Below are 24,707 nucleotides of genomic sequence, written 5' to 3'. Positions count from 1 at the left end.
ACATGGAAATCAAGAATGCAGTGCTCGTTTCGCTGAACATCAGCGTGTGGCAAGCCAACCGCCAAGACAAGAAGATTTCGGAGCAGGTCACCGACGCCCACCAGGTGACGGACCGCCGCCTCGGACGATTCTGGAAGAGCCTTCTGCCGAAGTGCCAGGTGCTGGACACGCTCTACGCGGCCCAACGGGCGGCGCGGACGTTCCACTACGAAAACACCCTGGCGTGGATGCATGACGGCCCGCGCATCTTGCCGACGGCAAACTACGAGTCCTACATGAAGGCGATGCGCGGCTTCAAGCATCAGTTTGAAGTCGCCGTGCTCGGTCTCATCGACCAGTACGACGGTATCCGCGAAGAAGCGCGCAAGGTGCTCGGCCAGCTGTACAGCGAGAGCGACTACCCTGACAAGCAGTCGCTCAAGTACAAGTACGACTTCGACATGAAGGTGATGACGATGCCGGCGTCTGAAGGGATGCTGCATCTGGGCCTGGCCGACAAGGAGGCGCAAGACCTTTGCGCCAAGCTGGAAGCCGACATGCGTGACACGTTCAAACGGGCCAACCGCCGGATGTGGGAAGACCTGCACGAGCGCCTCGAGCGCCTGTCGGCGAAGCTGATGGACGGGGACGCCTACGTGCGCGAAGAGACGATTGCAGCGGTGCGCGACCTCGCGGACCTTCTGCCTCGGCTCAACGTGACGAACGACGAAAAGCTGGACATGCTGGCAAACCGCCTGAAGGGCTCGTTGACCAACGTCAGCGCCGCGATGGTGAAAAACGACCCCAGCGCGCGCAAGCGCGTCGCGGACGAAGCCAAGACGGTGTTCAGTGTCATGCAGGCGTTCATGGGCCAGAAGCGTGCCCCGCCGGCGCCAATGGCCGCACCTGCGGTCAACGCGACGGTGATGGAGCTCAAGCGTGCAGCCTAAGTCGGCACACGTCAAGCGGGTCATGAAGGCCCGCTCCGACATGCTGGCCGACCAGCCGTTCTTCGGGTTTCTGGCGCTGCGCCTGAAACTCGCCGAGGACCCGACGTGTGCGGGCATGTGGACGGATTCGGTGACGCTGGGATTCAACCCCCGGTATATCGATACCCTGGTCGACGTTGAGCTCAAGGGCTTGATTTCGGCTACCGTCCTGCACATCGTAGCGGGCCATCCCTGGAGGCAAGACAGTCGAGAGACAGTTCTCTGGAACGAGGCGTGCGACGAGGCCATCCATCCGATGGTCCTGAAATCGGGTTTCCGACTGCCGCAAGGCATGGCAACAGGCAAGGAGCACCTCGGATTCTCCGCGGAGTTCATCTACTCGAAGCTTCTCGAAGCTCGGCCGCCGGCGCCGCCGCCCGCGCCCCCCACACCGGAAGGTGGCGGCGGGGACGCGGATGGCGGGGACGGAGGCAGCGACCCCACCCCCTCACCCGAGGGTCAGGAAGGCCCCGAGCCCCGGTCACCGGACAACGGAAGCGGGTCGGGCGAGCCGGAGACCGGCGAGCAGGACGGCGAGGGCGGGCAACCGCAGGCCGCTCCCGTAACGCCGCAGATGCTGGGTGAAGTACGCCAGGCCCCCAAGGAGGCCGAGAACGGCCAAGGCACCAAAAGCCTGGAGACCGAATGGCAGCTTGCGGTGGAAGCGGCGACGCACATGCAGGGTGACCTGCCTGGCAACGTGATGTCACTAGTCGGTGAGGCGCTGAAAAGCAGGGTCGACTGGAAGTCGGTGCTGCAAAACTTCGTCGAAACGTCGATGCACGCCCCGGACTACACGATGGCCGTCGTCAATCGCCGCTACCTGCACCTGGGGTTCATTCTCCCAGGCCTGCGCGGGGCGAGCATGAAGACGTTGGTCGTCGCGCGGGACACCAGTGGCTCGGTGAAGAACGACTACCGGCGCCTGTTCAACGGGGAGATTCTCGACATCGTCGAGCGGCTCAAGCCAGAACGGGTTGTGGTTCTGGACATCGACACGCATATCCGCAAGGTACAGGACATGGTGGACGACGTCGCAGAGGAGCTGGACCAGACCACCTATGGTGGCGGCGGTACGCACTTCGAGCCCGCGTTCAGCTACGTCGAGGACGAGGACATCGAGTGCTGCTGCATGGTCTACCTGACCGATTTGCTGGGAACCTTTCCCTGCGAGGCACCCGACTACCCGGTTCTCTGGGCAGTCCCAGAAGGAAGCAACCGAGGAAAGCTACCGCCATTCGGCGAAATGGTTGAACTCGACGTCGACTGAAAACATCTTTTCCAATCCCGGACGCTCACGCGGTCCGGGATTTTTCTTGGGGTGCGGGTTCCGGTATAGGTCGCTAGACACAGAGCAACAGCCTTGTGCTGGGGTTGCTTCACCTCCCGTTCGCACCTCGCAAGAGGCACGGCAAACGAAGCGTCTCCCGAGCTTCGGCTCAAAGGACACCTATCTCAACACCCATGACAACTCAACCTAGCGGTTGGCATGTCGGGACAACGCGAACATCTTGAAAGCAACAGGCCAACTGCCAAACGGAGAAATCTCATGGAAGTTCAAGAACAATCGAATGTCGACCTCTTCAAGGAGTCGGCACGCCGCATGACCGAATTCTTTGCGTCCAAGGGCGTGAAGGTCAAGAACACCATCGCTCTCGAGGCGCTTTCGACCGCCCTCGGCGCGAAGAACTATCGTACGCTGCTCGCCTCGCTGAATCGGCCGGCCGCCACGCGCGCCGAGGAGGACCCGAATGCCTGGAAGCCTGGGCAGCCGCGATACACCGTGCACGCCCTCTATGAAGACAACAATCAGCGCTACTCGGACGACTTCGGGGGTGCTGACGCGCTAGAGGCCGCGGTCTGCTGTCAAGTTGACCGCAATGCGGACTTCTGCAGCGTCACCATCGCGTCTGTCATCGACCGGGTCACCGGAAAGATTGCCGACACCGGCTGGTGCGGGGACGACGAAATCGGAAAGCACGGAGCGGCGGTCCGAGCCATGCTCGACGTTGCGAAGGGTGTCCTGAGACAGGATACCAAGGTGCCAGAAGACGTGGCCGCAGCGTTTCTCTACCTGAACGTGCAAGTCGACGGAACCAGCACAGAGCTCATCGACGAGATGTCTCCGGGCGAAGGCGACATCAAGGAAAGAAAGCCGGTGACGCTCAAAGCCTACGGCCTTGAGCATGTCGTAGAGCCGGTCGAGGCCCTGGAGACCGTGGCTCGGTACATCCTGGACTGCGTGCATGTGCATGGCTGGGTCAAGCTGACCAACGAGGAGCTTCGCAGCGTGTATCACGCTTCGGCGCTCACGCGGTATTTCGAGTACGAGCTTCGTGGCGCATTATTCGACGAGAACGAGCTCGAAATCCTCGATGAAGCACTGCCTGCGGGCAATCTCGCAGGTCACCCGATGGCCCCAATCACCTGGCTGGCCATTGCAAACGACGAGCAGGTCTTCGCGCAAGGTACGCATTACACCGTCGCCGGGTCAACTCCCGCCTGACGTCATTCGAGCCGCCATCTTCGGATGGCGGCTTTGTCTTGGCACTGGCCACGCGCAGCTACAGGCGATACACCTTGTCCACAACGCCGCGTGCGCCGGCGCCGATGGTCGTCGGACGAACGAAGGTAATCCGGTCTGGCGCCAGGCGACGGATATGGCCGCGTCGCAGATGTTGCCGGGGCGGATTGCGCTGGCCATCAATTTCGTAGCCGCCGGCCCGGGCGGGCCCAGCAGGCGCTTTCATGAGGTCCAAGACCCAGCTCTCGTAGAAGGGTGGTCGGCCGTTTTTGATGCGCTTCTTGTTCAGCTTGTCAGGCGCGGGCATCCGCACACGGCCCACGTTGCTGGCGTTGACCGTCAGGCAGAACCCCAGCGCCGTGCTCGCCTCGTCACGCACATCGATGGATAGACGCGCGATGGCCTGCTCCATTGAACCAGTCTCTTGGGCCATGAGGGCGACCATCTCCGGGCACAGGTTGACGGTCTGGCACTCGTACGTTGCCGTCGTTGGTTTGAGGCGCCCCTGGCTCAAGAGAAACTCGCGCTCCAACTGGTCCGAGCCTGGCAGTGGCTCCTCTGCACCTCGCCAGATGCCCGGGTTCAGTGGGATGAACGAAGCCAGGGGTGCTACGAGCCAGCGCTTCGCATCGTCGTGGTAGTACACGGACGCAACAAAAAAGCCGGGTCGGCTCATGCCTGTGGGGCACAAGGCCGGATACCGTTTGGCCAGGCTGCTGGACCAGCAAGCAGCGATTCTCCTGGAGGATGCAGTTTCCTGGAACGCACCTCCGCCGGCGTATACCTCCTTATCCTGGGGGAAGGGCGCCTCGAGCGCGACGGCGTCGAACGGAAGCCGGATGAATTCCGAGAAGCTGTCCGTGGAGTTTTCCAGCGCAACGAGCTCGCCATGTTCGGGCAGGTTGAATTTCACGGCTTCGCGCAGGAGTTGGCCAAGTTGCTCATGGACCGCTGCGGTGGTGGTGAAGCCGTTACCTCGCAAGCCTGGCACGCGCGCTTCGAGTTCCTCGATGGCGGTGGTGGAGTAATTCAGGGCTGTAGGTGACACGCGCGGGCCTTTGCTGGAGTGCGTCCATTTTCTCTCATCAAAAGAAAAAGGCGCCGGGGGGCGCCTTTTGAATCATGAAGAAAGCTTAAGCGATGGACTGGTCCATGTAATTAGGCTTTCGGCATGACCGCTTCACCCACGGGACTGGATGTTACGGCTTCTGCTTCAGGCTCGACGGCGGCAGCGGATGCTACGCGACGACGACCGGCGTGAGCGGCAGTGGTTTCGACGAGCCCAAGGACGAATCCGAGGAACGCGACGAAAGAGAAGGCGAAGCACAAGATGAGGTTCAACGAGATGTTGTAGCCAAAAATCGCGTAAATCGGCCAGGGAGCGTCGACGATGAGTGAACCAAAGGCCAACGCGCACCCGAAAGTGATGAGGCGCTTCGACAGGGGAACCGATTGCTGCATGTTGCGGGACATGGATACTCCAAAAAATGGTCTATGCGCGGTATAGCAACGGCAGGAGGCGGCCCGAGAAAGCTGAATCTAGCAAGAAAAACCCGACCTCAAAGAGGTCGGGTTGGAATGACATTACTCGATGCCGAGCTTCGCCAGGTCCGCGAGCTTGCGCTGCGGAAGCGGCAGGTCTTTCTTCTTGCACTCGTAGACGTACCTGGCCGCGGCGGTTTCAGCAAATTCGCCGACCGCCGACGTCTGCGTCACCAGCGCAAGCAAAATCTCGTCCACGCGCTCTCCGAGCGGCTCTGCGAGTGCATCGCGCAAGGCCTGCATCAGATAGCTGATGACCTTGGCCAGGCCGCCTTCGGCCGCCTTGGTGGCTTCCTTTCGACGCAGCACGAGGCTGCCATCGTCTCCGAGCCACGCGAGGTGGTCGGGCGCATCGCCGAACTCGAGGTGCAGGGCCCCCTTCGACAGCGCCAGTCCGCGGGATTCGACGAGCGAGGCAAGGTCCTTGGCGAGGTAGATGGTCGACGTCTTGAAGGCTGTTTGCGCTGCCTTCTCGGCAGGCTCCAGCTCCGAATGGGCCAGGACAATGCGGTTGCTCACCAGCGAAGGGAAGGTTGCCCGTCCGTCGGCGGTCCACACGTTATTCTCGAATCGCGCAAGGCGCGAAGGGTCCTGCACTTTCAAGCTTTCGGCGAAGACTGCCTTCAGCTGGCTCGGCTCCGTAAAGCCCCAAAGCTTGAGGGTGTCCAGGGAGACGGCCGTACCCTTGCGCAGCTTGACAATCCGCTTGCCCAGCTCGTCCCCCTTCGGGGCGAACAGAACGACCGGTGCGCGCCAGTCCGACACGAGGTCGAAGTACTTGATGCCGCGGCCGAGTACGGACGTCACCAGCTGAGGGTGGTTTTCCAGCGCGGAGAAGAGCGGTTTGGTGCCGGCCTTCACGGCATTGGCGACTTCCTTCAGCTCTTCCTCGGTGTCCTTTCGGACCTTAGGCTTGTCCTTCTCCTTCGCCACGGTTGCGGGGAAGTGCTTGGCGATGCGGGGCCAAACAGGGCAGCTCGACATGATGTCGTTGCGAGCAACGTTCAGGCTGAGCGTGAAGTCCGGCTTGGTCACGACCTCGCCGGCACAGGAGAACCGGTAGCGGCCGAAGTGGTTCACCAGCACGCCGCCGTTGTAGACATCCAGGCTGTAGCCCTTCGGGTCAAATCGGTAGTAAGCCTCGTTGGTCTCCAGGTCCCAGGCCTCGGTGGCAGGGTCCTTCGTGATGAGCTTCGCGTTCAGATAGACAGCGCCAGGCACGTAGCGCACGAGGCGCTCGAGCTCGGCTTCCAGCTGCAGCAGCTCCGCGTCGCTCAAGGCCTTGTAGAACTTCCCGAAGATGGAGGTACCTTGGCGAGCTTCAGTCTCCTGCAGCACGTAGTCGAGACCTTTGGTCTGGACATCGACGTGCATGAGGAACTCGTTGGAGTGCCAGACGTTGCTTGCGTAGGCCCATTGCTGAGCTCTCCCGAGGCCGAATTTTCCGTATATGCGGTGGTTACCTTCGTCATGCGGAAAGCCCAGGGTTTCAAACCAGGCATAAATTTCTTCGCGCGACAGAAAGCCCGAGCCGTCATCGACGATGGTGTACTCGGTGCTCGAGACGTTGATGTCGACCCGTGTGGCGCCGGCGTCGACCGAGTTCATCACGGACTCGGACAATGCCTTGCCCATCGAGCCGGCTTGCGCCTTGATGAAGGTGTGGATGGCCAGCGGATGAAGGGTCAGCTTGCGACTCTCGATAACAGTGCTCATGGTGTCCTTGAGTTGTGGGAAGACGAGCTTCCGGTTGTGATATTTCCTTGTCCGTCGTCTAGGAACCGCCAGCAGGTGGTCTGGCGCCGTCCCGTTTAGGCAGGGGCGCCGGCATAAAAAAGCCCGGCTGTGGTGACAGCCGGGCGAGAAGCGAGGAGGTGGGGCCTAGTAGTTGGTGGTCCGAGTCAGGTGGAATTTCGCGTCGCGTGCCTGGTTTCGGTTGGCCCATAGCCAGAAGTCCACCGCCTCCACAGAGCACCTGAAGTGTTCGGCAAGTTCATTGACAGCCAGGATGGTTGCCGCACGGATAGCCAGTTCCTCCTGGCTGCCTGCCTCGATGAGTTCCTGTCGGTCGATGGCCGCCGCCCACGCCGGCGAGTAGTCGAGCAGTTCCAGCGCGCGCAGGACTTTCGGCAGCTGGTAGTCGGCCGCGGCGGTCACGTCGAGTCGCACCTCCTGGCCCCCCATGCGTGCGTTCCACTCGCTGGCGGCAAACATGAGGGTGAGCTGGGCCTTCTTCAGGTAGCGGTCGCCGTACGCAAGCGGGAACATGTACGCGAGAACCTGCGCGTCCGCCCAGGCAAGTTCGCCGTTCCAGAGCACGCGCCGTGCAATGAATTCAGCCGCGGTGGTGAGCTTCGAGGGCTCCAGCACCTCGTGAAGGATGCGGGCGCGGGCTTGAGCGGCCGGGATGTCTCCGAAGATGAAGCCAATGCCTTCGTGCGCGATGCGGGAACGCAGTTGGCTGGCCACTTCGGTGCACTGCTCGTGGATGGAGCCGTGACCGCCTAGGCCGCCGAGGGCCTCGAGCCAGGCGGCGTGGAATCCTTCCTGCATTGCAAGGGCGCCGACCTTGCCATTGTGGGCATAGCGGATGAACTGGCCCTCCGCATCGACGTCCCAGAACTGGAAGTTCATCGTGTTCATGACGATGAAATACGGAACGAACATGTGCGGATGCGCAGCCAGCGGGCTGGCACCGAGGGACGAGCCCATGGCGCCGAGGTCAGAGGGTCGTTCGAGGGCGGTAATCGCCTCCGATGCGACGCGCACCATGTGCGGGGTGTAATCGGCTTCAGCGACGACGAGAACGGGGTTTCGAAGTGGGTGAGGGTGCATTCCCTGGTTTCCTTTGAGGTGTGTTGCCTCAAAGGTGTAGGGAGCCCTCTTATCGCTATGGCGGCGATACCTCGCCGTACGGTATACGTGCGCTAGGCTGCGCGGCGCGCGCGCCACTTCAGGAAGTTGACCACAGGTGCTGCGCCGCAGGGGGCGTGCGCCAAATGCGGCTGACCAAGAAGCTCAGCCATCAACAGGCGCTCGGGGCTGCCAGGAGGCTGCTGCCGCAGGTGTGTGAGGTCGGGGGCACGGAGGTCGGCGTACGGAAGGGCTTTGATGGCAAACGCCGCAAAGTCTTGCCAAGGCAGAGCGACGTAGGGCGCCCCGAGCGCCGTTTCGAGCGGCGCGGCCAGGGCGTACTGGCCTGCTCGTGTCAACCACACGCGGCCATCCGCGGCCACGAGGACCAGATGCCGAAAGGTGTTCCAGAATTCCTTGGAGGGTGACGAGGTACGCGCAGCCATCGGCTGAATCTAGCACGCGGGTTTCACATCACAAAATCCAAGAGAAAACGCGTTCTCCCCAATGACAAAGGACCGGTGGTCCGGTCCTTTGAGCTTGGGGGGGGAGGGAGGCTATCAGGCGCCGGATGCGGCCTCGTCGCGCTTGCCCAGCAGCTGGAGCTCGCGGCCGACGATTTCGGTCGTGTACTTCTCCACGCCATCCTTGTCGGTGTACTTGCGCGTGCGCAGCTTGCCCTCGATGTAGACCTGGCGCCCCTTGGTGACGTATTGGGCCACCACGTCGGCCAGCTTGCCGTACACGGTCACACGGTGCCACTCCGTCTGTTCCTTGCGCTCGCCCGACTCCTTGTCGGTCCAGCGTTCGCTCGTGGCGACACTGAAGTTCGCGACGGCCTCGCCGGAAGGCAGGATGTTCATTTCCGGGTCGTTGCCAAGGTTGCCGACGATGATGACTTTGTTGATGGACATGGAAGGTTCAGTTCGAAGTGAGAGTGAGTTGTGGGAGGAGGGGGTGGGAAAGGGGTCAGTGCAGGTGCGCGCTCAGCGCGCCCGAGGCTTGAAGTTGTGTAGAGAGGCCCAAGCGTTTGAGGGTCAGGGTTGCGACGTTGAGCGCGACGTCATCAGGCCCTGAGAACCGAGCGACATCGACGGCAGCGGCGAAGGGCGGCAGGAGCGCCGCGGCGTCCTCAATGGGGAGCCCGTCATCCTCGGCAAGCGCCGCAACGAGTTGCAGGAGGTCCTCGACTTGAGCTGTTGGAAGCCCTACGCAGTGCAGCGCCTCGAGCTGACGCGCGAGAGCATCCAGGACCGGCGGGTCGAGGACGACGAGGAAAGAGCCCAGAGAAGGACGGAACCTTGTCTGGCTGCTTGCCTGTCGGTAGACACTGTAGAGGGGGAAGAACCTTCGCATTGCGGCTCATGCCCGCGGAGCTGTGATGCGACTTGTAGAAAGACGAGTTTAGCCCTCGACCTAAAACAATGCTTACGGGATGCATTTTAGGTGTGCTACAATGGCTGCGCTTTAGATTGATGAAAGCGGCTTAAAGTGATTCATTCCGCTCCCGTTCCCCTGTAGCTAAGTTGGCGAGGAAACCGCCTTGAAAATCAAACCCATGTCCAAGTCCCAAGCAATCTCTCTGGCGAAGCTCTTCGCCTTGCAAATCTCCGCCCAAGCTATGCTCGTCACCGATGGCATGACCATGGAGCGCGCCTGCCTCGCGGTCAGCGCGGTGATGTTCGTCCTGCCTTTCATCTCCCGCTCCGTTCGCAGCTTCTACCGCAGCGCGCTCGGCCCGCTGCCGGGGCTCATCCGCCCGTAACTCGCGCCCAGACCTGGCTCTCCATCCGCGCGAGGGCCATGTCCATCAAGGGATGCAGGCGCCTCGTGAGGGCACAGGGCCCAGAGAGCTGGCCGTCGACGTCGGTGCAGGCGAGCTCCGGGCCACCCATCATCTCAGGGTCGTACTCGTACGCGCAGAGCTGCACCCGTTGCTCGCCGGCGAACAGCGCAAACTGAACCCGAGTGGGGTCGACCTGGCTGAAGAGCACGCGCAGCTGTGCCTGGGCGCTGCCATCCCTTGCCGACTGCTCGTTGAGTTCGGCCAGCCCGAGCAAAACCGCGTCGACGAGGTGGGCCGACTGAGCGCCTTGCATCTCAAGGACGGCGAGCGCCTGGCTGCGGCTGAAGGGACGAGGGGTCGTGGTGGTTGTCATGGATGAAAAGTGGCTTCCTGCTCCCGTCTAGAACACGCAGCCGGAAATCTAAATCCATGGGCTATAGGTGAGGCCTCGGCCGTCGCGTGCGCCGCACGCATCCGAGGCTCCGCCTATTCGCCATGACTCAAGCTACACTCGCCTCGGTCCTTTCGTTTCTCCTGCCGTGCCTGCTGTACGCGCAGGCCATCCTGCGCCTCTTCAAGGCGGCGTCCCTCAAGCGCGCCTGGTACACCGTTGCTCCTGCCATCAGCTTTGCCTTCACGTCCCTGTGGCTTTCGAGTTCCATCCGGTCGCACTGGGCAGGCGGTCTGCCGGCGGAATCCGTACAGGCACAACTGAGCATCGGACCGCTCTTCTTCGGCTTCCTGCTGGTGCTGGTCGAGGTCCCATTCCTGGCTGCATGGCTATACACGGCACGAGCACCCAAGCGGCGCGCGTGAGTGTTTTTTGCTGACATCCAGAGAGGCCCGCTATCAATCTTCAACCTCAGACCCCTTTTCTCGACCGCATGAGCCAGCTTGCGGCAGGAATGCGTACCAACTTCATCCAGCTGCAAGGCGCCATCGAAGCGGCCCGCAGCCGTCAACTGACGCCGGGACGCTTCGTCGTGCTGAAAGACACCGACGAGTTGGCCCTTGTGCTGCGCTACAACGACGCGGAGCTCTCGCTGTACCCAGGCCACGACTACCCCGTGGTGGTGCGCACCGGCCTCGGCGAGCAGGAATGTGCGCTAGAGGACCTGCACATGAGCCCCCTCGACCAGGTTGTCGCCGTACTCGAGGACGACCGCCAAGTTTGGGTTCGCGCAGTGCAGACCGGCGCAGGCTGGGTCCTCCACGACGCTCAAGGCCGAGCGCTTGCCCTCGACCAGCTGGTCGAGTTGCACGCGGATTCGTTCTGACCTTCCTTCCAAGTCGCCCCATTGGGCGACTTTCTTTTGGCTAAACGCGCCAGCTACAGGTTGCGTCTTCGAACCCACAACACGCCATGAATCGTCGTTTCGCCCGCTTCCTCCTACTGCCCGTGTTTGGCGTGCTTCTCAGCGCCTTGATGGGGTGCACCGGGAAACCGGACCTTGACATCGTCGCTCAGTGCATTGCCGACAAGGCGACGCCAGCTGAAGTTTCGCGGTATGGCTCCCTGCTCGTGAGCGAGGGCAAGGTGACGCCGGACCGCTGGGCGAGCGTTGGTTGCAAGGGCGGGTGGGCGGTGGCCACGGACAAGGAAGCCCGCCAGAGCGTTGCGGAGAAGCTCCCTGAACTCCTGGTCCCCGACCCGGAGTTCCGAGCGGGCGCGTTCAGCGCCTTGCTGGGTGACGGCGCGACGTTAGAGCAACGTAAAGCAGTGGCGTCCCTTGGCCTCAAGCTGGAGGACTTTGCGAACTTGCGAGAAGAAGCCTTGAACTGCATCCAGGCACCGGAGGCGGTGCTCCTAATGATGGCGGAAAGCGACCTTCCATTCGCCATCGCAGTGCTCGGGAGTCGCGCTGACATCGGCGAACCCGCGCACGCGAGGGCGCTCGCTGCGGCGCTGCTGACCCAGGTCAGCCAGACCGCGAGCCTGAAACGCACCCAGCAGTGCGAGGGCGCTAAGGACACTGAATTTCGCGCGTACGCCGCGGAGCTGGAGAGCTTCATGGCGGGCACGCATCCGTGGGCGCCGGGGTGCCGCGCTGAGATGGACGACAAGGGCATGACGCTCTCGTGCCGGGGCGTCGACAAGCCGTAGGCCTATATCCGCGGGCCGCCCGGCCCGGCGGCGCTGCGCCGTTGTAGCTACACGCAGGGTATTCCACCACTAGGACACCTGCACAATGCAAATTCGCACAATCGCTCTCGACACCGAGACCACGGGCCTGGACGCCGGCGCAGACCGGCTCATCGAAATCGCAGCGCTCGACTTCGACCCCGAGACCGGCCTGCCCACCGGCAACACCTTTCACCGGTTCATCAACCCCGAACGGGAAATTCCCCTCGAGGTCTCCCGGGTGCACGGCAAGACCTGGTCCGACCTGAAGAGCGAACCTGTCTTCAAGGAGGTCGTGAAGGACTTCAAGGAGTTCATCGCCGGGCAACACGTGGTCATCCACAACGCGCCCTTCGACCTGCGCTTCCTCGACGAGGAACTGCGCTTGGTCCGCGGAGGCAAGATGGATAAAATCGTCGAGCGCACGACTGACACGCTGGCGATGTCGCGGCGGCACACGACGGCCAAGGTTCACACCCTGGACGCGCTGTGCGACCGCTACGGCATCGACCGCACCAAGCGCGTGCTCCACGGGGCCTTCGTCGACTGCGAAATGCTCGCAGCCGTGTATCCACCCCTTCTGGCAGACGCCAACCAGCTTGTCGCGCGCCTCAATGCCGTGCTGCCGTTTCCCCTCGGAGATGCGGTGCCTGATTCCATTGAGGGCATGGCCAAGCGCGCGCTGTTGCTGGCCGACCTCAAGAAGGTCCTGGAAAAGGAGTACGACCGCTATACCGAGCCTGTCAAGAAGCTGACCGCCGGCAAGGACTTTGCGACCGAGCTCTTTGAGGTCACATACACCCCCAGCACCAAGACCGACTGGAAGAAGGTGCAGGCCAACCACCTCGAAGGGGTGGACCTCAAGCAGTACCAAACGCCGTCGAGTAGCATGTACATCCGCTACGTGTGATTCCCGAAACCAGCCCTTGCGGCTGGTTTTTCTTTTGCCCGATGCGGAAGGTCACAATAGAAAAGGCCCCTGACACGAATGTCAGGGGCCTCGAATGTTGATGTAGTCAGTGGCGGGGTAGGTAGCCACCGGCGAAACCGCGTTGGGGGTCGCCGTAGAGCCGAGCCAATCCACAGTTGTCCATCCATGCCTGCACCAGGTGCGCAGGCGCGCTCCTGATGCCGGCCTTGAGCTGCTTCGCATCCTGGCGCCTCACGTAGATGTAGGGCATGCCGAGACGTGCGGATGCCTCGCTCACTTCCGTGGGCGGCTCCTCGATGAACGCGACCTGCTCGCCGGCCAGCGAGATGCGTGGAGCTGCCTCCAGAAGCTTCGACGCATGGTCAATCTGGCGATGCAGTTCAACCTCGGTCAGGCCCCTGGCCCGGCAGCGACTCGCGATGCGCCAGGCGGCCAGCTCCTCAGGGGTTACGCCCGGGCATCGACCTTGGTAGGCCGAAGTCAGGCAGTGGTCCGCCGCAGCGATGACCAGCTGTTGCTGGGTGGGGTTCACGCCGATGAAGCGCAAGAACTGGCCAAGCGACGAACCCTCGAAGTACTGCTCCGGCGGCATCCCGTATCCGGGGTCGCCCGGGTGGTGATGGTCGATGATGTCGTCGGGCCTCAGCCCCATGACGGCGCACTCCACAAACACCTGGTGTGCGCCCACGGGAATGAGAGCGGTGACACCATTTGCTTGATAGGCTTCGTGCGAGTGGACGATGTTCCCGCCGACGGTTGCAAAACCGAAGGCGAGCCCGCGCTCTTCACAGATGCGGGCAATTTCCTGCATTTCGTGGTCCGGAGCGCCGAGTACGAAAAAATATGTTTTCATGTTGACTCAACGTTCAAATAGTTAAATGTTCCTGGGCCGTATAGCGAGCGGCCCGAACGTCTGCGGCGTTTAAGGGCCCGCGGGCGGAACGCGTTTAGGTACGAGAGCTCGGACTCCGCATCGCCCTCCAGGGAAGGCGCAACAGGCAGGCTGGCCAAGCTTGACGTCCACGCGGCTAAAACCGGACGCTAAATAGGCCATGACCCGTTCGTATGCAACCGACCGGCCAGCACAGCATGTTTGGCACATCACGTATTCCAGCAAGAGCGGGCAGCCGCTAGTGCCGGTTGCGGACGCCCACTTGCAGGCCGAGTCGTTGCACCTGGAGGTACTCGCGCTTCGCTTGCTGTACGCGCAGCAGCGCGAACGCATCGCGCAGCTCGAGGCGCAGTTGCAGGCCCGCTCGAGCGGGTCGATTTCCCTCACTTCCCCCCAATGACCGATTTAGCAAAGCCCGATTTCGAATACCGCGTGACGTACGCGGTTGTGCCTTCCGACTTTCCGGACCACGCTCGCGTGGCTGAGGACATGTCAAGGATTTCGCCCAAGCCGCCCAAGGGCGGGGGCTGGCAACTGGCTGGGTCGACGCCGGTTCAGAACGCGAAGGGCTGCGTCATCTTCTACCAGTGGGAGCGCCCGGCCCGCGAGCGCGCTCCGGCCGGCTGAGGCGCCATGGACGCCGAGCTCCGTTCGCTTGCGGTGGACGTGCTGTTGCCAGCCTGGGGCTGGCGCTGGGCGTTCATCATCGGGGTGGGCGTCCTGCCCTTTGCACTGCCCGCCATACTCCCCCTTCAGTGGAAGGACGTTGTCAAATCCGAGCTCCAGCACATCTGCGGTGTTGTAGGGTTGATGCTGTGCTTTCTCAGTTTTGGACTTGCTGTGGATACGGTCTTGGTCGAAGCGAGAAGCTCGCTGGCGCTTGTGGAGACGCAGTGCAAGGTTGCGCAGGCCCCTGATAGCCGGTGGAGCCGGCTGCAGTGCGACCCGGGCGGCTTCTACTTCGTTGAGAAGCCCATCGACGCCGCCCCCGGCGAGACTCTTCTGGTCACGCACCTGAGGATGTCGGGTTGGGCTCTAAAGGCTGAGCGCATCGCGCCTTAAAAAAGCCGCGGTGCCTGCAAGGCCCGAACGGCTCAAAGGCAGGCGAGGGCGAACCACCCGTCCGTGGGCCGGCCCAGGAGCCGGTCGACTGCCTGGCGAGCTTCCTCCGGCGTTCGAGCAAAGCCTGCGAGCAGCAGGGAAACGGCGCCCGCGCGGCGCGCGGCGAGAAGCTTCAGACAGGTAGTACGGCCCGGGCGGAAGGCCAGCTCGAGTGCCAGTCTCTCGACGCCCCGCTCGGCGAACAAGTCCAGGCGGCCCTCAATGACCCGTCCCTCGTGAAAGTACTCCTGTTTGGCGGTGCGAGTGACGCGTGCGCCGTTTTTCTCCAAGACCCAAACAAGGAGGTCAAGCATCCGCTCAGTCTGCTCGCGTGCGAGCCGTCGGTCTGCGCGTGCCTTGGCCCATAGGCTCGGTGCAGCATTGCGCACCAAGCGGGCGAGCGATGGCCCGGCGGCCGCAGAAGCCACGTGTGCCGGAAGCAATGTGCCCTCCGAACCGGGCTCCCTGAGCGCCGGTGCGGAAGACGGGGCCTGAAGGTCGGTGTCGGAGGGCGGCATTGTGGAGCCTCAGAGAAGGTTGGTCAGCTCTTCAGATGGAGCAGGTAGATGAGGGCGCCGCCCAGGACGACGCTTAGGAGAACGCAGATTCCCGTGATGAGCTCTGCGTTTTGACGAAGCCAGCGTGTCACAGCGAGGCTCCCTGATGGGATGAATTGTGGAATGGTCCGGACATGGCAAATGGGGTTAGAAAGTTGACAGCGCGTATAGGTAGCCGCTCAATTGAACGTGTTGAGCGGTTTCGTGTTGAGGAGCGTCAGGTACGGCCGCTTGAGCTGGTTGTGCTTGCTCGCGCTGAGGTATGTCGCGCCGTAGGCCACGGGCGGGGAGGCGAACGTGCGCTTGGGACCCGGGGTTGCGACTGCGACGTCAGTGACCTCGCCCAGGACCGCTTCATAGAAGGCTTCGTCCTGCTGGACCTGGGCGGTCGAAGCGGCCGCGGGGTCTCGCTTGCGGGTCATGCGCCTGGTGATGTAGGCGTTTACGCGCTTTGCTGGCTGGAGATAGGCCATCAGCAAGCCAGCAACGCCAAAGGCGACTAGTACCCAGTTTTGAAGAAAAAGGCCTACGGCCACGGTACCTGCCGCCAGAAGCCAATCCAGGGCGCCGAGATAACGAATGAGTTTTTCCATGATTCTGTTGGGGAGGGGTCCGCCTTGTAGAGAGGTGGTTTAGCCGGAGCCGCTCGTCGCGGGCGAAGAAAAAGAGCGTCGACGAATCGACGCTCTTTGAAAATGAAGCCTTTTAGGCTTATCCCTTCAGCCAGACCTCGCCAGCTTCGGGTTCGCAGCCGGCCTTCACCCCGTAGGGACGAAGGAAGTGCTCAGCTGCATCGGTCATGACCCGTCCGATGATTTCGTTGTACTCGTCCAGCACCTCGTCGGGCACCTCGAAAAGCACTTCGTCGTGGACCTGGTTGATGATGGTGTCGAAGACCTTCGGGTACTTGCGAAACTCCTCCATCACCTTGCCCAGAATGTCGGCGCCGGTCGACTGGTCTTCGTAGCTCAGTGCCGCGTTCAAGCCGAACGCATAGATGAGCCGGTTGCCCAGCGTGTAGGAGGCGTAGACAGCCTTCTTGCCGAAGCGGCCGCCACGGTCCTTGTCCGGAATCATCACCGTTTCCTGCGGGTTCAGCTCGGTCCACTTGTGCCAGAGGTCGATTTCGACGTATGCCGCAAGCCATTGCGCGCGAACTTCCGTGGCCTCTTCCAACGTCCAGTGGATATTGTAGTTCTTGGCAGCAGCGTCCATCAGGCCGCGTGCTTGCATCGCGTACAGGAGGGAGAGGTTGCCGACCTTGCCGGTTTGACGGACGTCGCCCAGCTCAGCCTTCCACTTCTTCAGCTCCTTGGCCACATCTTCGCCCTTCAGGCCTCCGAAGAGAGCCTTGGGGTTGCGGCCTGTCATGTCCAGCGCGGTCCACGTGTGGATGTCCATGCCTTCAATTTCGAACGCGTCGCGCAGGGAGCCCCAATCGGCGGTGCCGGCGGCGTCCGCGCGCATCCGCACTTCGGCCAAGCAGCGCTGGAAGCCCGAAAGCAGCTGCGTACGCTGCAGCTTGCGGTACTTGTCCCAGAACGCCTTGCTCGCATCTTTGCCTGCTTCCATGGCCGCTTCGCGACCCAGCTTCCACTCCTCGAAGTCCTTGACGGCCTTCAGCTCGAGCGCTCGCGCGTCTTCGTAGGTCACCCGGCCCTCAAGCACCCGGCTGATGCACAGGAACACATCGTTCTGCACCACATGGTCGCCCATGTAGGTCTCGACGATTTGCCTCTGAGCGCGAATCGCGAGCGCCGCGCCCACCCGCATGTCCAGTGCCGAATAGTCGGCGGAGACAATCTTGTGGCCAGGCCGAGCACGAACGCAATTTCGGAACTTCTGGTCCCGCGGAAACTGCTGGCAGTTCGGCTCCGACGAAGACAGGCGCCCTGTCACGGGGCCGTGCCCCGTGTTTGGATGCAGCCGCCCATCGTGCGACCGCCCCGCGTACGAGGAGACTTCCTTGGCCATGCCGCCGGCCTTCTTGGCACGGTTGAGTGCGGTCCAGGTGTCGAACAGGGCCTTGGCTTCGGGCGTGATGGCCGCGCGAACGCGCCGCAGGTCCTTTTCGCCAATCTTGAAGGCGCCGGTCTTCTCGGTCATCTCCAGCTCAATGCCGCGGCTCGTGAACGCCGTCCCGATAGCCTCTTTCAGCTTCGCGTTGACCCCGGTGGTCGGGTCGCTCAGCGCAGGCAGATAGTCCTTGAGCGCAGGCTCGAGTTCCGCCATCTTCGCAGCGTGCTCGCGCACCTTTTCCCACTGGGCCGCAACGTAGCCTTCGGATTCCTCCAGGTTCCACGGCATGCCCGTCTCGCGCATCCGCACGATGTCCCAGACCTGGGGCTCGATGATGCGCAGGGGAGCGTGCTCCTCGCGCAACTCGAAATAGCGCTCCAGCAGTTCCGCCGGGTCGTCGATTTCGAAGAACGACATCAGGAGCTCCAGGAGCACCTTCACGTCGTCCGTTGCGTAGTCGTACGCCTTCTGGGTCAGGAACGGCTCGCACCAGTTCTTCGGGCCTTGCATCTCCTTCGGAAGCACCTTGCGCAGCCGGCTGACCGCCAGGTCGGCTAGCGACCAGCCCGACTTGCCGCCCATGAACATGGACACGGCTTCGGCCTGCAACGTGGGGTCTTCGTCCTCATCCTGGCACATGCGCGCCATGACAACGGGCTGCTCGGGGTAGAGGACCCGTGCGATGAGCATCGAATCCAGGAGCAGCGACGGCTCGGTTGTCGCGTAGGTGCGGGTCCAGTAGGCGTCGAAGCCCGCGTTGTGCGCGATGACGACGTTTGTGAAGCATGCAGAGCACACGTCCACCTTCTCAGCTTCGGTGAGCTGGTCCAGGTCGAAGGATTCGACGAGGAACTTTGAGGTGACTGGAAAGCCGCAAGGCGTCGGGTAGAGAACCGACATCACCCGCAGCCGAAGCTCCGAGTCGACGCCGCGTTGATACTGCTTGCCGGAGAACTTCTGCTCCTTGCTCGCCGGGTTGAGGCCCGTTGTTTCAACGTCGATGATTTTCCACGGCGCCGCCGTGATGCGCGCCAGGAGCAGCTTTTCAGCTTTTGCCCATGGCACTGCTACGTGGGTGACCGGGTCGACGTAGTCGAGGTCGAAGCCCATTTGTTTGTTCATGAAAGTGGTTCCTTAAAAGCACGAGGTTTGGTTTCGCCACCCTCGCTGGTGGCCTCACCCGCCTATAGCGAACAGCGCCTACCGTGCTTTGCTGAGACCTTAAATCGCGCAGCTTCATGGCCGCACCCCGGGCTAAAGGGCATGGCTATCCCCTGAGACCGACCTCAATTTCGTGCTCACCAGACCTCACGCGGTTTACGTGGAGACCTGATATCGCTTCGCCCGGGCATGCGTTTGCCGTCAACTAGTCGTGCCTATACGAGCTCGTTAGGTCAACTAGAAGAAACCAGTTCTCGATATGTACAAAGCAACTTTTGAAATCCCTGCCATCGTTCAAGTCGAGGTTTACGTCGATGGCGTCACCAATCAGGTCGACGCGCTTGCCGATGCGTTCGACCGGCTCGGCGACGCCGCCGCGCGAAAAGCCACGGTCGTGTCGCTGAGCACGGACCAGGCACGCAATGTGGGCCTGGAGCGCCTGCCCGAAACAGGCGAGCGTACTTTCGCGCAGATTCCGACACCGGAGAGCGTGATTGGTGCACGCCGCGACGGGTACACGCTTCACCTATATCGCGGGGAGCTCAGAGGCATCGACCGTCCAGGCGACCTCGTCCTTGAGCATCCCGGCTACCAAGAGGCCCGCGACACGCTTGTGGACCAGGTGGAGAAGAGCGGCCGCGAGTACGGCGCTGGCCGCATCATCAACACGCTGACCGGCAACACCATGCTCACCTCACGCAACCCGCGCGGCGGGTGGGAGGTCGTAGGTCAGTCCGCGAGTGGTGAAGAGCGCCACAGCGAAAGCTGGCTCGACAAGGCAACGGCGCTCAGCACGGCCAGGAAGCTCAGCGTCCGGGACGACATCGCTGTGGTCGTCGTGAACGACTTCACGGACCGCGCTGCGGGCCCGAAGGTTTTCAAGCGAATCGCATGAAGCCAGACGTAGTCGGACAGCTGGAGCGTGACGGCAAGGTTCTGTACGCCGGCGAGCCCGTCGGAAACTTCGAACCGGATGCGTCAAACTTCACACTCACCCTAGGCATTGACGGCAACGAGGTCTCGCTGGACCTCTGCGGTCTGCGGCAAGCCAAGCTCCTCATCCAAGAAGGCGAACGTCGCTTGCTCCTGCGTCAGGAGCAAGCCATGAAACGCCGGAATCTCAGCCTCGATTTCTGACGGCCCCGGTCGCCAGCATTCCATTCAGACCCTGCATGCCAACAAGCGTGCAGGGTCTTCTCTTGGCGCGACGCCTAAACGGTTGCGCTAGACAGGGCTCACCCTCGCCGCGAAGCCGCTTAAACCCGCCCATGTCCATTTTCCCGACCCTGCAGCAGTACGCCACTGACATCCACCTGTTCTTCACCGGAGAAATTGGCCGTGTTGCTGCGACCGTCCTTGTCATCTTGGCTGCGGTCGCGGCCCACCGGCTCAACCTGCGCTACGTGGGGATGTCGACGCGACGAGAGGGCAGCCAGGACGGGTTGCGGCACCGCGTCGTTGCCATCAAGAACGTGCTGTTCCTCGCCGCCAGTCTTGCCATCGGGACCATCTGGGCCACCAAAATCGCCGGAGTTGCGCTTTCGCTGGCTGCCTTTGCTGGCGCGCTGGTTCTGTCGGCGAAGGAGCTCATCATGTGCGCGACCGGCTATCTGCTGTTCACGGTCTCCCGGCCATACCGGGTAGGGGACTTCGTCGAGGTCGCAGGGGTGGCCGGGCGGGTGACCGATGTCGACATGCTCTGTACGACCCTTGCCGAGACCTCCTCGGCGTACCAGCTCACAGGGCGCACCGTCTTGTTTCCCAACAGCTTCCTCCTGTCCACCTCAGTGCGCAACCAGTCGGCCACCGGGGGCTTTGTCATCAACCTCCTGCGCCTTGCGGTGCCGTACAGTGCAGACATCGACGCCTACGAGTCCGCAGCGGTCCGCGCCGGCGATGCGGTGTGCGCACCTTGGCTCGGAACGGCCGACGAGCACTTCCGCCGCATCGAGAAGACCGATTTTGTCGACCTGCCCTCATCGCGGGTGCGGGTGCTCTGGGAGTCTCACGACATCAAGCAGCACTGGCTGGTCATTCGCTTCGCCTCGCCGGCCTCCGAGCGCGTCAATGCACAGCAGGCGGTGACGCGCCTCTTTTGGAAAGAGCTGGGCTCGGTGCCCACAGCCTCGCAGGACTGAGGCGACACGCCTGCGCGCAGGGACGCAGAGCCGGCCAAGAAAAAGGGCCCCGCGAGGATGCGGGGCCCTGAATGATGGTGAGCGCTTAGCTGAGCGTCTTCACCGTGTTGCCAAGACGGTCCAGAATGCGAATCTCTGCGTAGCCGGTCTCGTCATCGAGCGCGAACGCGACTGCATCCTGCACGCTGTCGAACACGCCTTCCTCGCTGGTGCCGCCGCCATGGTCGTCTTCCAGTTGAACCGTGACACCGTCGTGCTGCACGCCGTGCACCGTGAAGCCTTCCAGGTCGTCCTGGTGGGCGTCGTTGTCCAGTTCGCGGTCGCCGCGGTCGATGCCATTGCGCTCGTCGATGGTCACATCGCTCACGCGGTTGCGCAGGCGCACGGAATTCACGTCACCGTTCTCCACCACGTCCTCGAACTCGGCCGCAGCGTCCGACAAGCGGTCGAAGGCCTCGTGCTCGCGCCAGCCGGAGCCATAGTCGACCTCGACGATGAACGGCATGTCTGCCGCCACCGTCGCCGCGGTGAGAATGTTGTTGTCGGCCTTGTACGCGTCGGTCAAGTCGCGAGTCACCTCGTACCTGCACACGCGCATCTTCGTGTTGTTGTAGTCGCGGGGGATGGCCACCACGTCGGCCGGATTCACCTTGCATTCCACGATGCGGCCGTTGGCGTTCGCGAAGTGCGGCAGGTAGTCGTACGAGCACACGTGGAGACCCCGGCTGCAGGTGCGGTCCGGATTCTCGTCGACCTTGTTGCGCAGCATGGTGGGCGTCTGCCCGATGCTGTTGTCGATGCTGCGGGTGTAGATGTCGAGCCAGTCCTCGGTGATTGCCTTGTAGGCGACGAAGCAACCGTCTTCGGTCAGCGCAAGCTTGCCAACCTCGAGGAATTCGTACAGGTGTTCGACCACGCGCAGCGACGGGTTGAGCATCAGGTTTTCCAGGAAATTGGCAGACGGCGTGAGGTCGAAGCCCTCTTCCAGCATGTCGAGCATGCGTTGGACGATGACGCCGGCCACCGGTTCACCCTTGTACAGGACCTGGCCGCCCTTGACCTCGACGTTCGGCGTGAGGAGCACGGCGGCTTCGAGCCGACGCTTCTCGCCGTCCAGGATTTCAAGGATGTCTTCGGGCTTCTGTTTCTCGACCAGGGCCTTTCGGACCGCTTCATAGTGGTCGCTGTTCTTCGCGACCATGATGGGGCGACCGTCGAAGACCATGTGGATTCCGCCGGGCAGGTGCATCATGCTCATTTGCATTGGGTGTTTCTCCATAATTAAAAAAGGTGCCTTACAGAGCGCAGAACAACCGCGCTACTGAGACCTATAGCGAGTGCGGCAGTGAGGAGGCCTATACGCGAAAAAAAAGAGCGCTCCAAATGAATGGAGCGCTCTCGAATGAGAACTTGCCGAGGGCTACGCTGCGAGTAGCATGGCTTCGGCGGTGACTTCGGCGGCAGGCTCGGGAGCACCGTCGCTGTTGGCAGCTTCGGCGGTCACATCGACTTGGGTGTCCGATGAGTCCTCGGCGACGTCCGGCTCGTCTGCATCTTCCTGCACAGCGTCTTCTGGCTCTTCGGCTTCCTCCAACTCCACCCTTTCTCCGGGCAGGGGGTCAAGCGCGAGCGCCGTCACGAGCATGGTGGCCGCCTTTTCAGGCGATTCGGCCATGACCTTCAGCAGGGCGTCGTCGTCGAAGATGCTCGATGCCAGGGGGTAGCTCTTGCCGACTGACTGACTCACCTCATACGGCGTCTTGCGCTTGCACTCGGTCACGTCGAGATACGCGCCGTCGATGTGTGACTGCAGGTACTTGAGCTCCGTTGCCAAGTCGTCGTCCCCGAGCGCTCCGTTCACCTTGAACGCAAAAGCTGCAACCTCCTCCAGCAAGGGATGCCCGGCGAGCCGAGGCTCAAGCGCTTCCCATGCAGGGGTACGCTTCAGCAGATGCATTGCCAGGATGCCTAGCAGCGAGTACTGCTTCGCGATGTAGGGCTGCGCCAGGTCTGCCTTGGGCGTGCGGTCGATGCTTGCGACCAAGCGCTTCCAGTTGCTTCCCGATTTCAGCTTGCCGACTGTCCAGGTCATCAGCGGGCGGTAGCCCAGTTCGACCAGTTTCAGCCGACGCACTGTCGCCTCGCTTTCCACCATCACGGCGCCGGCAACCTCGTGGCCGAGGCGCTTGAGCACCCGTTGCATGGTCCGCATCGTGCTGCAGAAGTCCCGCTCGCGCGGGCCAACCCAGCCGGTCGAGCCATGATTCATGAACCGGTCGCGGCGTCGGATGACGTAGAACTTCTCGGCTTCTTCCTCAATGTCGCCCAGCGTCGTCTTCGAGGTGCCACCCGCGGCAAAAGTGGTGAAGGTCACCTCTTCGCCGGCGGTCAGCTCCTCTAGCGTCATCGACTTGCGCATTCTGCGTCGTTCGAGGTCCGAGGCGTAACTCGGAGACACCGGCAGCGTCGAGGTCCCTGCACACGGCAGGCCTTCGATTCCGTCCGGACCGCAAATCCGCTCACCCAATGCCTTCGCGTGAACGGCGTCCACGCCCCGGCCAGCTACGACTAGGAAGAATGCATCGGTCGGGGAGCCCGACTGCCTCAGCGCGTAGCGGATACGCGCGTCAGCGGACTTGCTGTCCGAGTAGTAAACCCGGGTGTCCGAGAGCACCGGCACGGTGGTCAGAACCGGCTTGTCCTTGGTGAAGTCCTGATAGCCGTTGACGACTTCCTTCTTGCGGATACCGGTTTCGGTGGAGCGATACAGCCACACGCGGCAGCTGTTGTTCTGCCAGGTGGCGTCGACGACCGGATTTCCGGCGACGTCGCGAATCCAGTCGCCATCTGCATCCTTCTGGTAGGGCTGCTGCTTGCCCATGATGCCGTCGCCGACCTTGGGGAAGGTGAGCGCGCTCTCGTTTGCGACCTGTCGGATGTGCTCGATGTCGTCCTTGCCCACGCCGGCCTCCTTGAGGAAGCTGATGAGATTCATGCGGATGCTCGAGGGAAGCGTGCTCACGTAGCTATGGACCTTGCGATACCAGGCCAGCTTCGTCGGCTCCTTGGTCATCACGTCGGCGCGTACGCGCTCCGCGACTTCCTTCACCGCCTGGTCCAGCCGCGCCATGATGGCGCTGCGAGTCTTGTCGGTGTATTGAAGTGCTTCCCGCGACACGGCCATCAGAACTTCGCCGTTGTCGACGAAGAGATGGATGCCGCCGTCCAGCAGCGCCTGCATGTTCGGCGTCAGGTCGCGCAGCCGAGCCTTTTCGATGGGATAGCGCACATTGGCCATGACGACCGCGGGCACCCGGTGGAACGTTTCGCCACTGGTTCCGAAAGGAGCGCCCATATTAAAGAAGCTGCCCTCGAAATGGAACTCTGGCTTCTTGAGAGGCTTTTCCATCCCGAGGATGCGCGGGGGTACCGTGAACCACTGGAAGATTTCCTGCGCCTTGGCGTGGAATTCAGCGATGTCCCGGTCCTGGACCGGGAAGGTCACCATCACGCCGCTTTGCCAGTCCGGGTCGGCGTCGAAGACGCCCATGTCCGTCACTGCCGGCGAGCCGTTGTCGTCGAGGTGGCACACGTAGACGCGCTTCTTGCCTTCCTTGACCGCGACGACCGTGAAGCCGTCCTCGTTCTCGGGGTCGAAGAGCGTGTACGCAAAAGGCGATTTCGAGCCGAGACCGAAACCACCAGTTTGGTCGTTCGATTGCTGTTTGGTCGAGACACCGTAGACGGTGTAGATGCCTTTGACTTCCTCGTCGCTGAGCCCCGGGCCCCAGTCCTTGATGTAGAACTGAAGGTCGAGCTTCGTGGGAAGCTTGACCTCGATGGGGCGGGTGGGCATGCGCCCGAAGATGTGGGCGTCCATCGCGTTGCAGCCGACCTCGCGCTCCACGGCGCCAATCTTGTCCCCGTACAGCCCGGAGGACAGCACGTTGAACATGTGGGCGTTCTGGGCGATGCCGAAAGTGGCGGTCTGGCCGACACCTTGCTTTGCTACGACCGAAGTCGAAGAGCTTTGTGAAACCTGCATTGGGGGTCCCGTTTCCTGAGTGAGTTGATAAATGTTCCTGTGAGTCGTATAGGGAGCTCGCAGGGCCA

Annotated in this window: 27 protein-coding genes and 1 pseudogene; 14 read left to right on the top strand and 14 right to left on the bottom strand. The window is 62.3% G+C overall.

Annotated elements, in window-relative coordinates; all coding sequences use genetic code 11:
* Positions 1-2: 2 nt before the first annotated feature.
* The 3 genes from G3W89_RS28815 (at position 3) to G3W89_RS28805 (ending at position 3,474) form a co-directional block, all read left to right on the top strand.
* A complete protein-coding gene (locus G3W89_RS28815; RefSeq protein WP_068673835.1) occupies positions 3-929 on the top strand; it encodes a hypothetical protein in 927 nt (308 codons plus the stop codon).
* Positions 930-951: 22 nt separating this feature from the next.
* Positions 952-2,238: a vWA domain-containing protein gene (locus G3W89_RS28810; RefSeq protein WP_162571084.1), complete on the top strand. Its 1,287-nt coding sequence runs from the start codon at positions 952-954 to the stop codon at positions 2,236-2,238.
* Positions 2,239-2,457: 219 nt separating this feature from the next.
* Positions 2,458-3,474: a glyoxalase superfamily protein gene (locus tag G3W89_RS28805; protein WP_162577698.1), complete on the top strand. Its 1,017-nt coding sequence runs from the start codon at positions 2,458-2,460 to the stop codon at positions 3,472-3,474.
* A gap of 58 nt (positions 3,475-3,532) precedes the next feature.
* Here the strand turns inward: G3W89_RS28805 and G3W89_RS28800 are convergent, their stop codons facing one another.
* From G3W89_RS28800 to G3W89_RS28770, 7 genes and pseudogenes are all read right to left on the bottom strand, one after another.
* The gene (locus G3W89_RS28800) at positions 3,533-4,540 is read right to left on the bottom strand and encodes a hypothetical protein (protein ID WP_162571086.1); all 1,008 of its coding nucleotides are present in this window, start codon (positions 4,538-4,540) and stop codon (positions 3,533-3,535) included.
* Positions 4,541-4,650: 110 nt separating this feature from the next.
* Entirely contained in the window at positions 4,651-4,965 is a 315-nt protein-coding gene (locus tag G3W89_RS28795) for a hypothetical protein (RefSeq protein WP_162571087.1), read from the bottom strand.
* A 111-nt stretch (positions 4,966-5,076) separates the two neighbouring features.
* On the bottom strand, positions 5,077-6,750 hold the full coding sequence (locus G3W89_RS28790) for an ATP-binding protein (RefSeq protein ID WP_068673825.1): 1,674 nt from the start codon (positions 6,748-6,750) through the stop codon (positions 5,077-5,079).
* A gap of 165 nt (positions 6,751-6,915) precedes the next feature.
* Entirely contained in the window at positions 6,916-7,869 is a 954-nt protein-coding gene (locus tag G3W89_RS28785) for a queuosine salvage family protein (protein ID WP_162577697.1), read from the bottom strand.
* 92 nt (positions 7,870-7,961) lie between these two features.
* The gene (locus tag G3W89_RS28780; RefSeq protein WP_068673821.1) at positions 7,962-8,333 is read right to left on the bottom strand and encodes a hypothetical protein; all 372 of its coding nucleotides are present in this window, start codon (positions 8,331-8,333) and stop codon (positions 7,962-7,964) included.
* A 117-nt stretch (positions 8,334-8,450) separates the two neighbouring features.
* A pseudogene (ssb, locus tag G3W89_RS28775) lies at positions 8,451-8,801 on the bottom strand (single-stranded DNA-binding protein); the annotation flags it as partial.
* 55 nt (positions 8,802-8,856) lie between these two features.
* Positions 8,857-9,243: a hypothetical protein gene (locus tag G3W89_RS28770; protein WP_068673817.1), complete on the bottom strand. Its 387-nt coding sequence runs from the start codon at positions 9,241-9,243 to the stop codon at positions 8,857-8,859.
* Between the two features lie 187 nt (positions 9,244-9,430).
* Here G3W89_RS28770 and G3W89_RS28765 point away from each other — a divergent pair, with 187 nt between their 5' ends.
* The gene (locus G3W89_RS28765) at positions 9,431-9,652 is read left to right on the top strand and encodes a hypothetical protein (RefSeq protein ID WP_146039464.1); all 222 of its coding nucleotides are present in this window, start codon (positions 9,431-9,433) and stop codon (positions 9,650-9,652) included.
* On the opposite strand, the gene G3W89_RS28760 is transcribed toward G3W89_RS28765, so the two are convergent.
* A complete protein-coding gene (locus G3W89_RS28760) occupies positions 9,639-10,046 on the bottom strand; it encodes a hypothetical protein (protein WP_068673813.1) in 408 nt (135 codons plus the stop codon). The genes G3W89_RS28765 and G3W89_RS28760 overlap by 14 nt on opposite strands.
* Before the next feature lie 122 nt (positions 10,047-10,168).
* On the opposite strand from G3W89_RS28760, the gene G3W89_RS28755 reads away from it, so the two are divergent.
* From G3W89_RS28755 to G3W89_RS28740, 4 genes are all read left to right on the top strand, one after another.
* Positions 10,169-10,489, top strand: coding sequence for a hypothetical protein (locus G3W89_RS28755; protein ID WP_068673811.1), 321 nt, complete (start codon positions 10,169-10,171; stop codon positions 10,487-10,489).
* Between the two features lie 89 nt (positions 10,490-10,578).
* Positions 10,579-10,950 (top strand): hypothetical protein, encoded by a 372-nt coding sequence (locus G3W89_RS28750; RefSeq protein ID WP_068673809.1) that lies wholly within the window; start codon positions 10,579-10,581, stop codon positions 10,948-10,950.
* Positions 10,951-11,036: 86 nt separating this feature from the next.
* The gene (locus G3W89_RS28745) at positions 11,037-11,777 is read left to right on the top strand and encodes a hypothetical protein (protein ID WP_162571091.1); all 741 of its coding nucleotides are present in this window, start codon (positions 11,037-11,039) and stop codon (positions 11,775-11,777) included.
* Between the two features lie 85 nt (positions 11,778-11,862).
* Positions 11,863-12,705 carry an exonuclease domain-containing protein gene (locus G3W89_RS28740; protein ID WP_068673805.1) on the top strand — a complete coding sequence of 281 codons (843 nt, stop codon included), beginning with the start codon at positions 11,863-11,865 and terminating at the stop codon, positions 12,703-12,705.
* Between the two features lie 106 nt (positions 12,706-12,811).
* Here the strand turns inward: G3W89_RS28740 and G3W89_RS28735 are convergent, their stop codons facing one another.
* Complete coding sequence (locus tag G3W89_RS28735) at positions 12,812-13,537, bottom strand: hypothetical protein (protein WP_162577696.1); 726 nt, start codon at positions 13,535-13,537, stop codon at positions 12,812-12,814.
* A 241-nt stretch (positions 13,538-13,778) separates the two neighbouring features.
* On the opposite strand from G3W89_RS28735, the gene G3W89_RS28730 reads away from it, so the two are divergent.
* The 3 genes from G3W89_RS28730 to G3W89_RS28720 all read left to right on the top strand — a co-directional run bounded on the left by G3W89_RS28730 (position 13,779) and on the right by G3W89_RS28720 (position 14,680).
* Positions 13,779-14,018, top strand: coding sequence for a hypothetical protein (locus tag G3W89_RS28730; RefSeq protein ID WP_068673801.1), 240 nt, complete (start codon positions 13,779-13,781; stop codon positions 14,016-14,018).
* 89 nt (positions 14,019-14,107) lie between these two features.
* Entirely contained in the window at positions 14,108-14,245 is a 138-nt protein-coding gene (locus tag G3W89_RS28725; RefSeq protein ID WP_157103370.1) for a hypothetical protein, read from the top strand.
* Between the two features lie 6 nt (positions 14,246-14,251).
* Positions 14,252-14,680 carry a hypothetical protein gene (locus tag G3W89_RS28720; RefSeq protein ID WP_068673797.1) on the top strand — a complete coding sequence of 143 codons (429 nt, stop codon included), beginning with the start codon at positions 14,252-14,254 and terminating at the stop codon, positions 14,678-14,680.
* Between the two features lie 32 nt (positions 14,681-14,712).
* On the opposite strand, the gene G3W89_RS28715 is transcribed toward G3W89_RS28720, so the two are convergent.
* The 3 genes from G3W89_RS28715 to G3W89_RS28705 all read right to left on the bottom strand — a co-directional run bounded on the left by G3W89_RS28715 (position 14,713) and on the right by G3W89_RS28705 (position 18,417).
* The gene (locus G3W89_RS28715) at positions 14,713-15,033 is read right to left on the bottom strand and encodes a hypothetical protein (protein WP_068673795.1); all 321 of its coding nucleotides are present in this window, start codon (positions 15,031-15,033) and stop codon (positions 14,713-14,715) included.
* A 422-nt stretch (positions 15,034-15,455) separates the two neighbouring features.
* Entirely contained in the window at positions 15,456-15,869 is a 414-nt protein-coding gene (locus G3W89_RS28710) for a hypothetical protein (protein WP_068673793.1), read from the bottom strand.
* Positions 15,870-15,987: 118 nt separating this feature from the next.
* The gene (locus tag G3W89_RS28705; RefSeq protein WP_083944133.1) at positions 15,988-18,417 is read right to left on the bottom strand and encodes a DNA polymerase; all 2,430 of its coding nucleotides are present in this window, start codon (positions 18,415-18,417) and stop codon (positions 15,988-15,990) included.
* Between the two features lie 298 nt (positions 18,418-18,715).
* On the opposite strand from G3W89_RS28705, the gene G3W89_RS28700 reads away from it, so the two are divergent.
* The 3 genes from G3W89_RS28700 (at position 18,716) to G3W89_RS28690 (ending at position 20,594) form a co-directional block, all read left to right on the top strand.
* Positions 18,716-19,351, top strand: a complete 636-nt coding sequence (locus tag G3W89_RS28700) for a hypothetical protein (RefSeq protein ID WP_068673789.1) — start codon at positions 18,716-18,718, stop codon at positions 19,349-19,351.
* Positions 19,348-19,593 (top strand): hypothetical protein, encoded by a 246-nt coding sequence (locus tag G3W89_RS28695; protein ID WP_068673787.1) that lies wholly within the window; start codon positions 19,348-19,350, stop codon positions 19,591-19,593. Before G3W89_RS28700 ends, G3W89_RS28695 begins: the two co-directional genes overlap by 4 nt.
* A gap of 131 nt (positions 19,594-19,724) precedes the next feature.
* On the top strand, positions 19,725-20,594 hold the full coding sequence (locus G3W89_RS28690) for a mechanosensitive ion channel family protein (protein ID WP_068673785.1): 870 nt from the start codon (positions 19,725-19,727) through the stop codon (positions 20,592-20,594).
* 85 nt (positions 20,595-20,679) lie between these two features.
* Here the strand turns inward: G3W89_RS28690 and G3W89_RS28685 are convergent, their stop codons facing one another.
* Both G3W89_RS28685 and G3W89_RS28680 read right to left on the bottom strand, forming a co-directional pair.
* On the bottom strand, positions 20,680-21,858 hold the full coding sequence (locus G3W89_RS28685) for a hypothetical protein (protein WP_162577695.1): 1,179 nt from the start codon (positions 21,856-21,858) through the stop codon (positions 20,680-20,682).
* A 156-nt stretch (positions 21,859-22,014) separates the two neighbouring features.
* The gene (locus G3W89_RS28680) at positions 22,015-24,639 is read right to left on the bottom strand and encodes an ATP-binding protein (RefSeq protein WP_068673781.1); all 2,625 of its coding nucleotides are present in this window, start codon (positions 24,637-24,639) and stop codon (positions 22,015-22,017) included.
* Positions 24,640-24,707: the final 68 nt, after the last annotated feature.

It is taken from the genome of Variovorax sp. PBL-H6, assembly GCF_901827155.1.
Lineage (GTDB): Bacteria > Pseudomonadota > Gammaproteobacteria > Burkholderiales > Burkholderiaceae_C > Variovorax.
Note: the sequence above shows the minus strand (reverse complement) of the source record. Positions and strands in the feature narration are given on the sequence as shown.

Excerpts from the sequence above, each read along its gene's own strand:
- G3W89_RS28815 (WP_068673835.1), top strand. The coding sequence starts at position 3 with ATGGAAATCAAGAATGCAGTGCTCGTTTCGCTGAACATCAGCGTGTGG.
- G3W89_RS28810 (WP_162571084.1), top strand. The coding sequence starts at position 952 with ATGAAGGCCCGCTCCGACATGCTGGCCGACCAGCCGTTCTTCGGGTTT.
- G3W89_RS28805 (WP_162577698.1), top strand. The coding sequence starts at position 2,458 with ATGTCGGGACAACGCGAACATCTTGAAAGCAACAGGCCAACTGCCAAA.
- G3W89_RS28795 (WP_162571087.1), bottom strand. The coding sequence starts at position 4,965 with ATGTCCCGCAACATGCAGCAATCGGTTCCCCTGTCGAAGCGCCTCATC.
- G3W89_RS28790 (WP_068673825.1), bottom strand. The coding sequence starts at position 6,750 with ATGAGCACTGTTATCGAGAGTCGCAAGCTGACCCTTCATCCGCTGGCC.
- G3W89_RS28785 (WP_162577697.1), bottom strand. The coding sequence starts at position 7,869 with ATGCACCCTCACCCACTTCGAAACCCCGTTCTCGTCGTCGCTGAAGCC.
- G3W89_RS28780 (WP_068673821.1), bottom strand. The coding sequence starts at position 8,333 with ATGGCTGCGCGTACCTCGTCACCCTCCAAGGAATTCTGGAACACCTTT.
- G3W89_RS28770 (WP_068673817.1), bottom strand. The coding sequence starts at position 9,243 with ATGCGAAGGTTCTTCCCCCTCTACAGTGTCTACCGACAGGCAAGCAGC.
- G3W89_RS28760 (WP_068673813.1), bottom strand. The coding sequence starts at position 10,046 with ATGACAACCACCACGACCCCTCGTCCCTTCAGCCGCAGCCAGGCGCTC.
- G3W89_RS28755 (WP_068673811.1), top strand. The coding sequence starts at position 10,169 with ATGACTCAAGCTACACTCGCCTCGGTCCTTTCGTTTCTCCTGCCGTGC.
- G3W89_RS28750 (WP_068673809.1), top strand. The coding sequence starts at position 10,579 with ATGCGTACCAACTTCATCCAGCTGCAAGGCGCCATCGAAGCGGCCCGC.
- G3W89_RS28745 (WP_162571091.1), top strand. The coding sequence starts at position 11,037 with ATGAATCGTCGTTTCGCCCGCTTCCTCCTACTGCCCGTGTTTGGCGTG.
- G3W89_RS28740 (WP_068673805.1), top strand. The coding sequence starts at position 11,863 with ATGCAAATTCGCACAATCGCTCTCGACACCGAGACCACGGGCCTGGAC.
- G3W89_RS28735 (WP_162577696.1), bottom strand. The coding sequence starts at position 13,537 with ATGCAGGAAATTGCCCGCATCTGTGAAGAGCGCGGGCTCGCCTTCGGT.
- G3W89_RS28730 (WP_068673801.1), top strand. The coding sequence starts at position 13,779 with ATGACCCGTTCGTATGCAACCGACCGGCCAGCACAGCATGTTTGGCAC.
- G3W89_RS28725 (WP_157103370.1), top strand. The coding sequence starts at position 14,108 with ATGTCAAGGATTTCGCCCAAGCCGCCCAAGGGCGGGGGCTGGCAACTG.
- G3W89_RS28720 (WP_068673797.1), top strand. The coding sequence starts at position 14,252 with ATGGACGCCGAGCTCCGTTCGCTTGCGGTGGACGTGCTGTTGCCAGCC.
- G3W89_RS28715 (WP_068673795.1), bottom strand. The coding sequence starts at position 15,033 with ATGCTTGACCTCCTTGTTTGGGTCTTGGAGAAAAACGGCGCACGCGTC.
- G3W89_RS28710 (WP_068673793.1), bottom strand. The coding sequence starts at position 15,869 with ATGGAAAAACTCATTCGTTATCTCGGCGCCCTGGATTGGCTTCTGGCG.
- G3W89_RS28705 (WP_083944133.1), bottom strand. The coding sequence starts at position 18,417 with ATGAACAAACAAATGGGCTTCGACCTCGACTACGTCGACCCGGTCACC.
- G3W89_RS28700 (WP_068673789.1), top strand. The coding sequence starts at position 18,716 with ATGTACAAAGCAACTTTTGAAATCCCTGCCATCGTTCAAGTCGAGGTT.
- G3W89_RS28695 (WP_068673787.1), top strand. The coding sequence starts at position 19,348 with ATGAAGCCAGACGTAGTCGGACAGCTGGAGCGTGACGGCAAGGTTCTG.
- G3W89_RS28690 (WP_068673785.1), top strand. The coding sequence starts at position 19,725 with ATGTCCATTTTCCCGACCCTGCAGCAGTACGCCACTGACATCCACCTG.
- G3W89_RS28685 (WP_162577695.1), bottom strand. The coding sequence starts at position 21,858 with ATGCAAATGAGCATGATGCACCTGCCCGGCGGAATCCACATGGTCTTC.
- G3W89_RS28680 (WP_068673781.1), bottom strand. The coding sequence starts at position 24,639 with ATGCAGGTTTCACAAAGCTCTTCGACTTCGGTCGTAGCAAAGCAAGGT.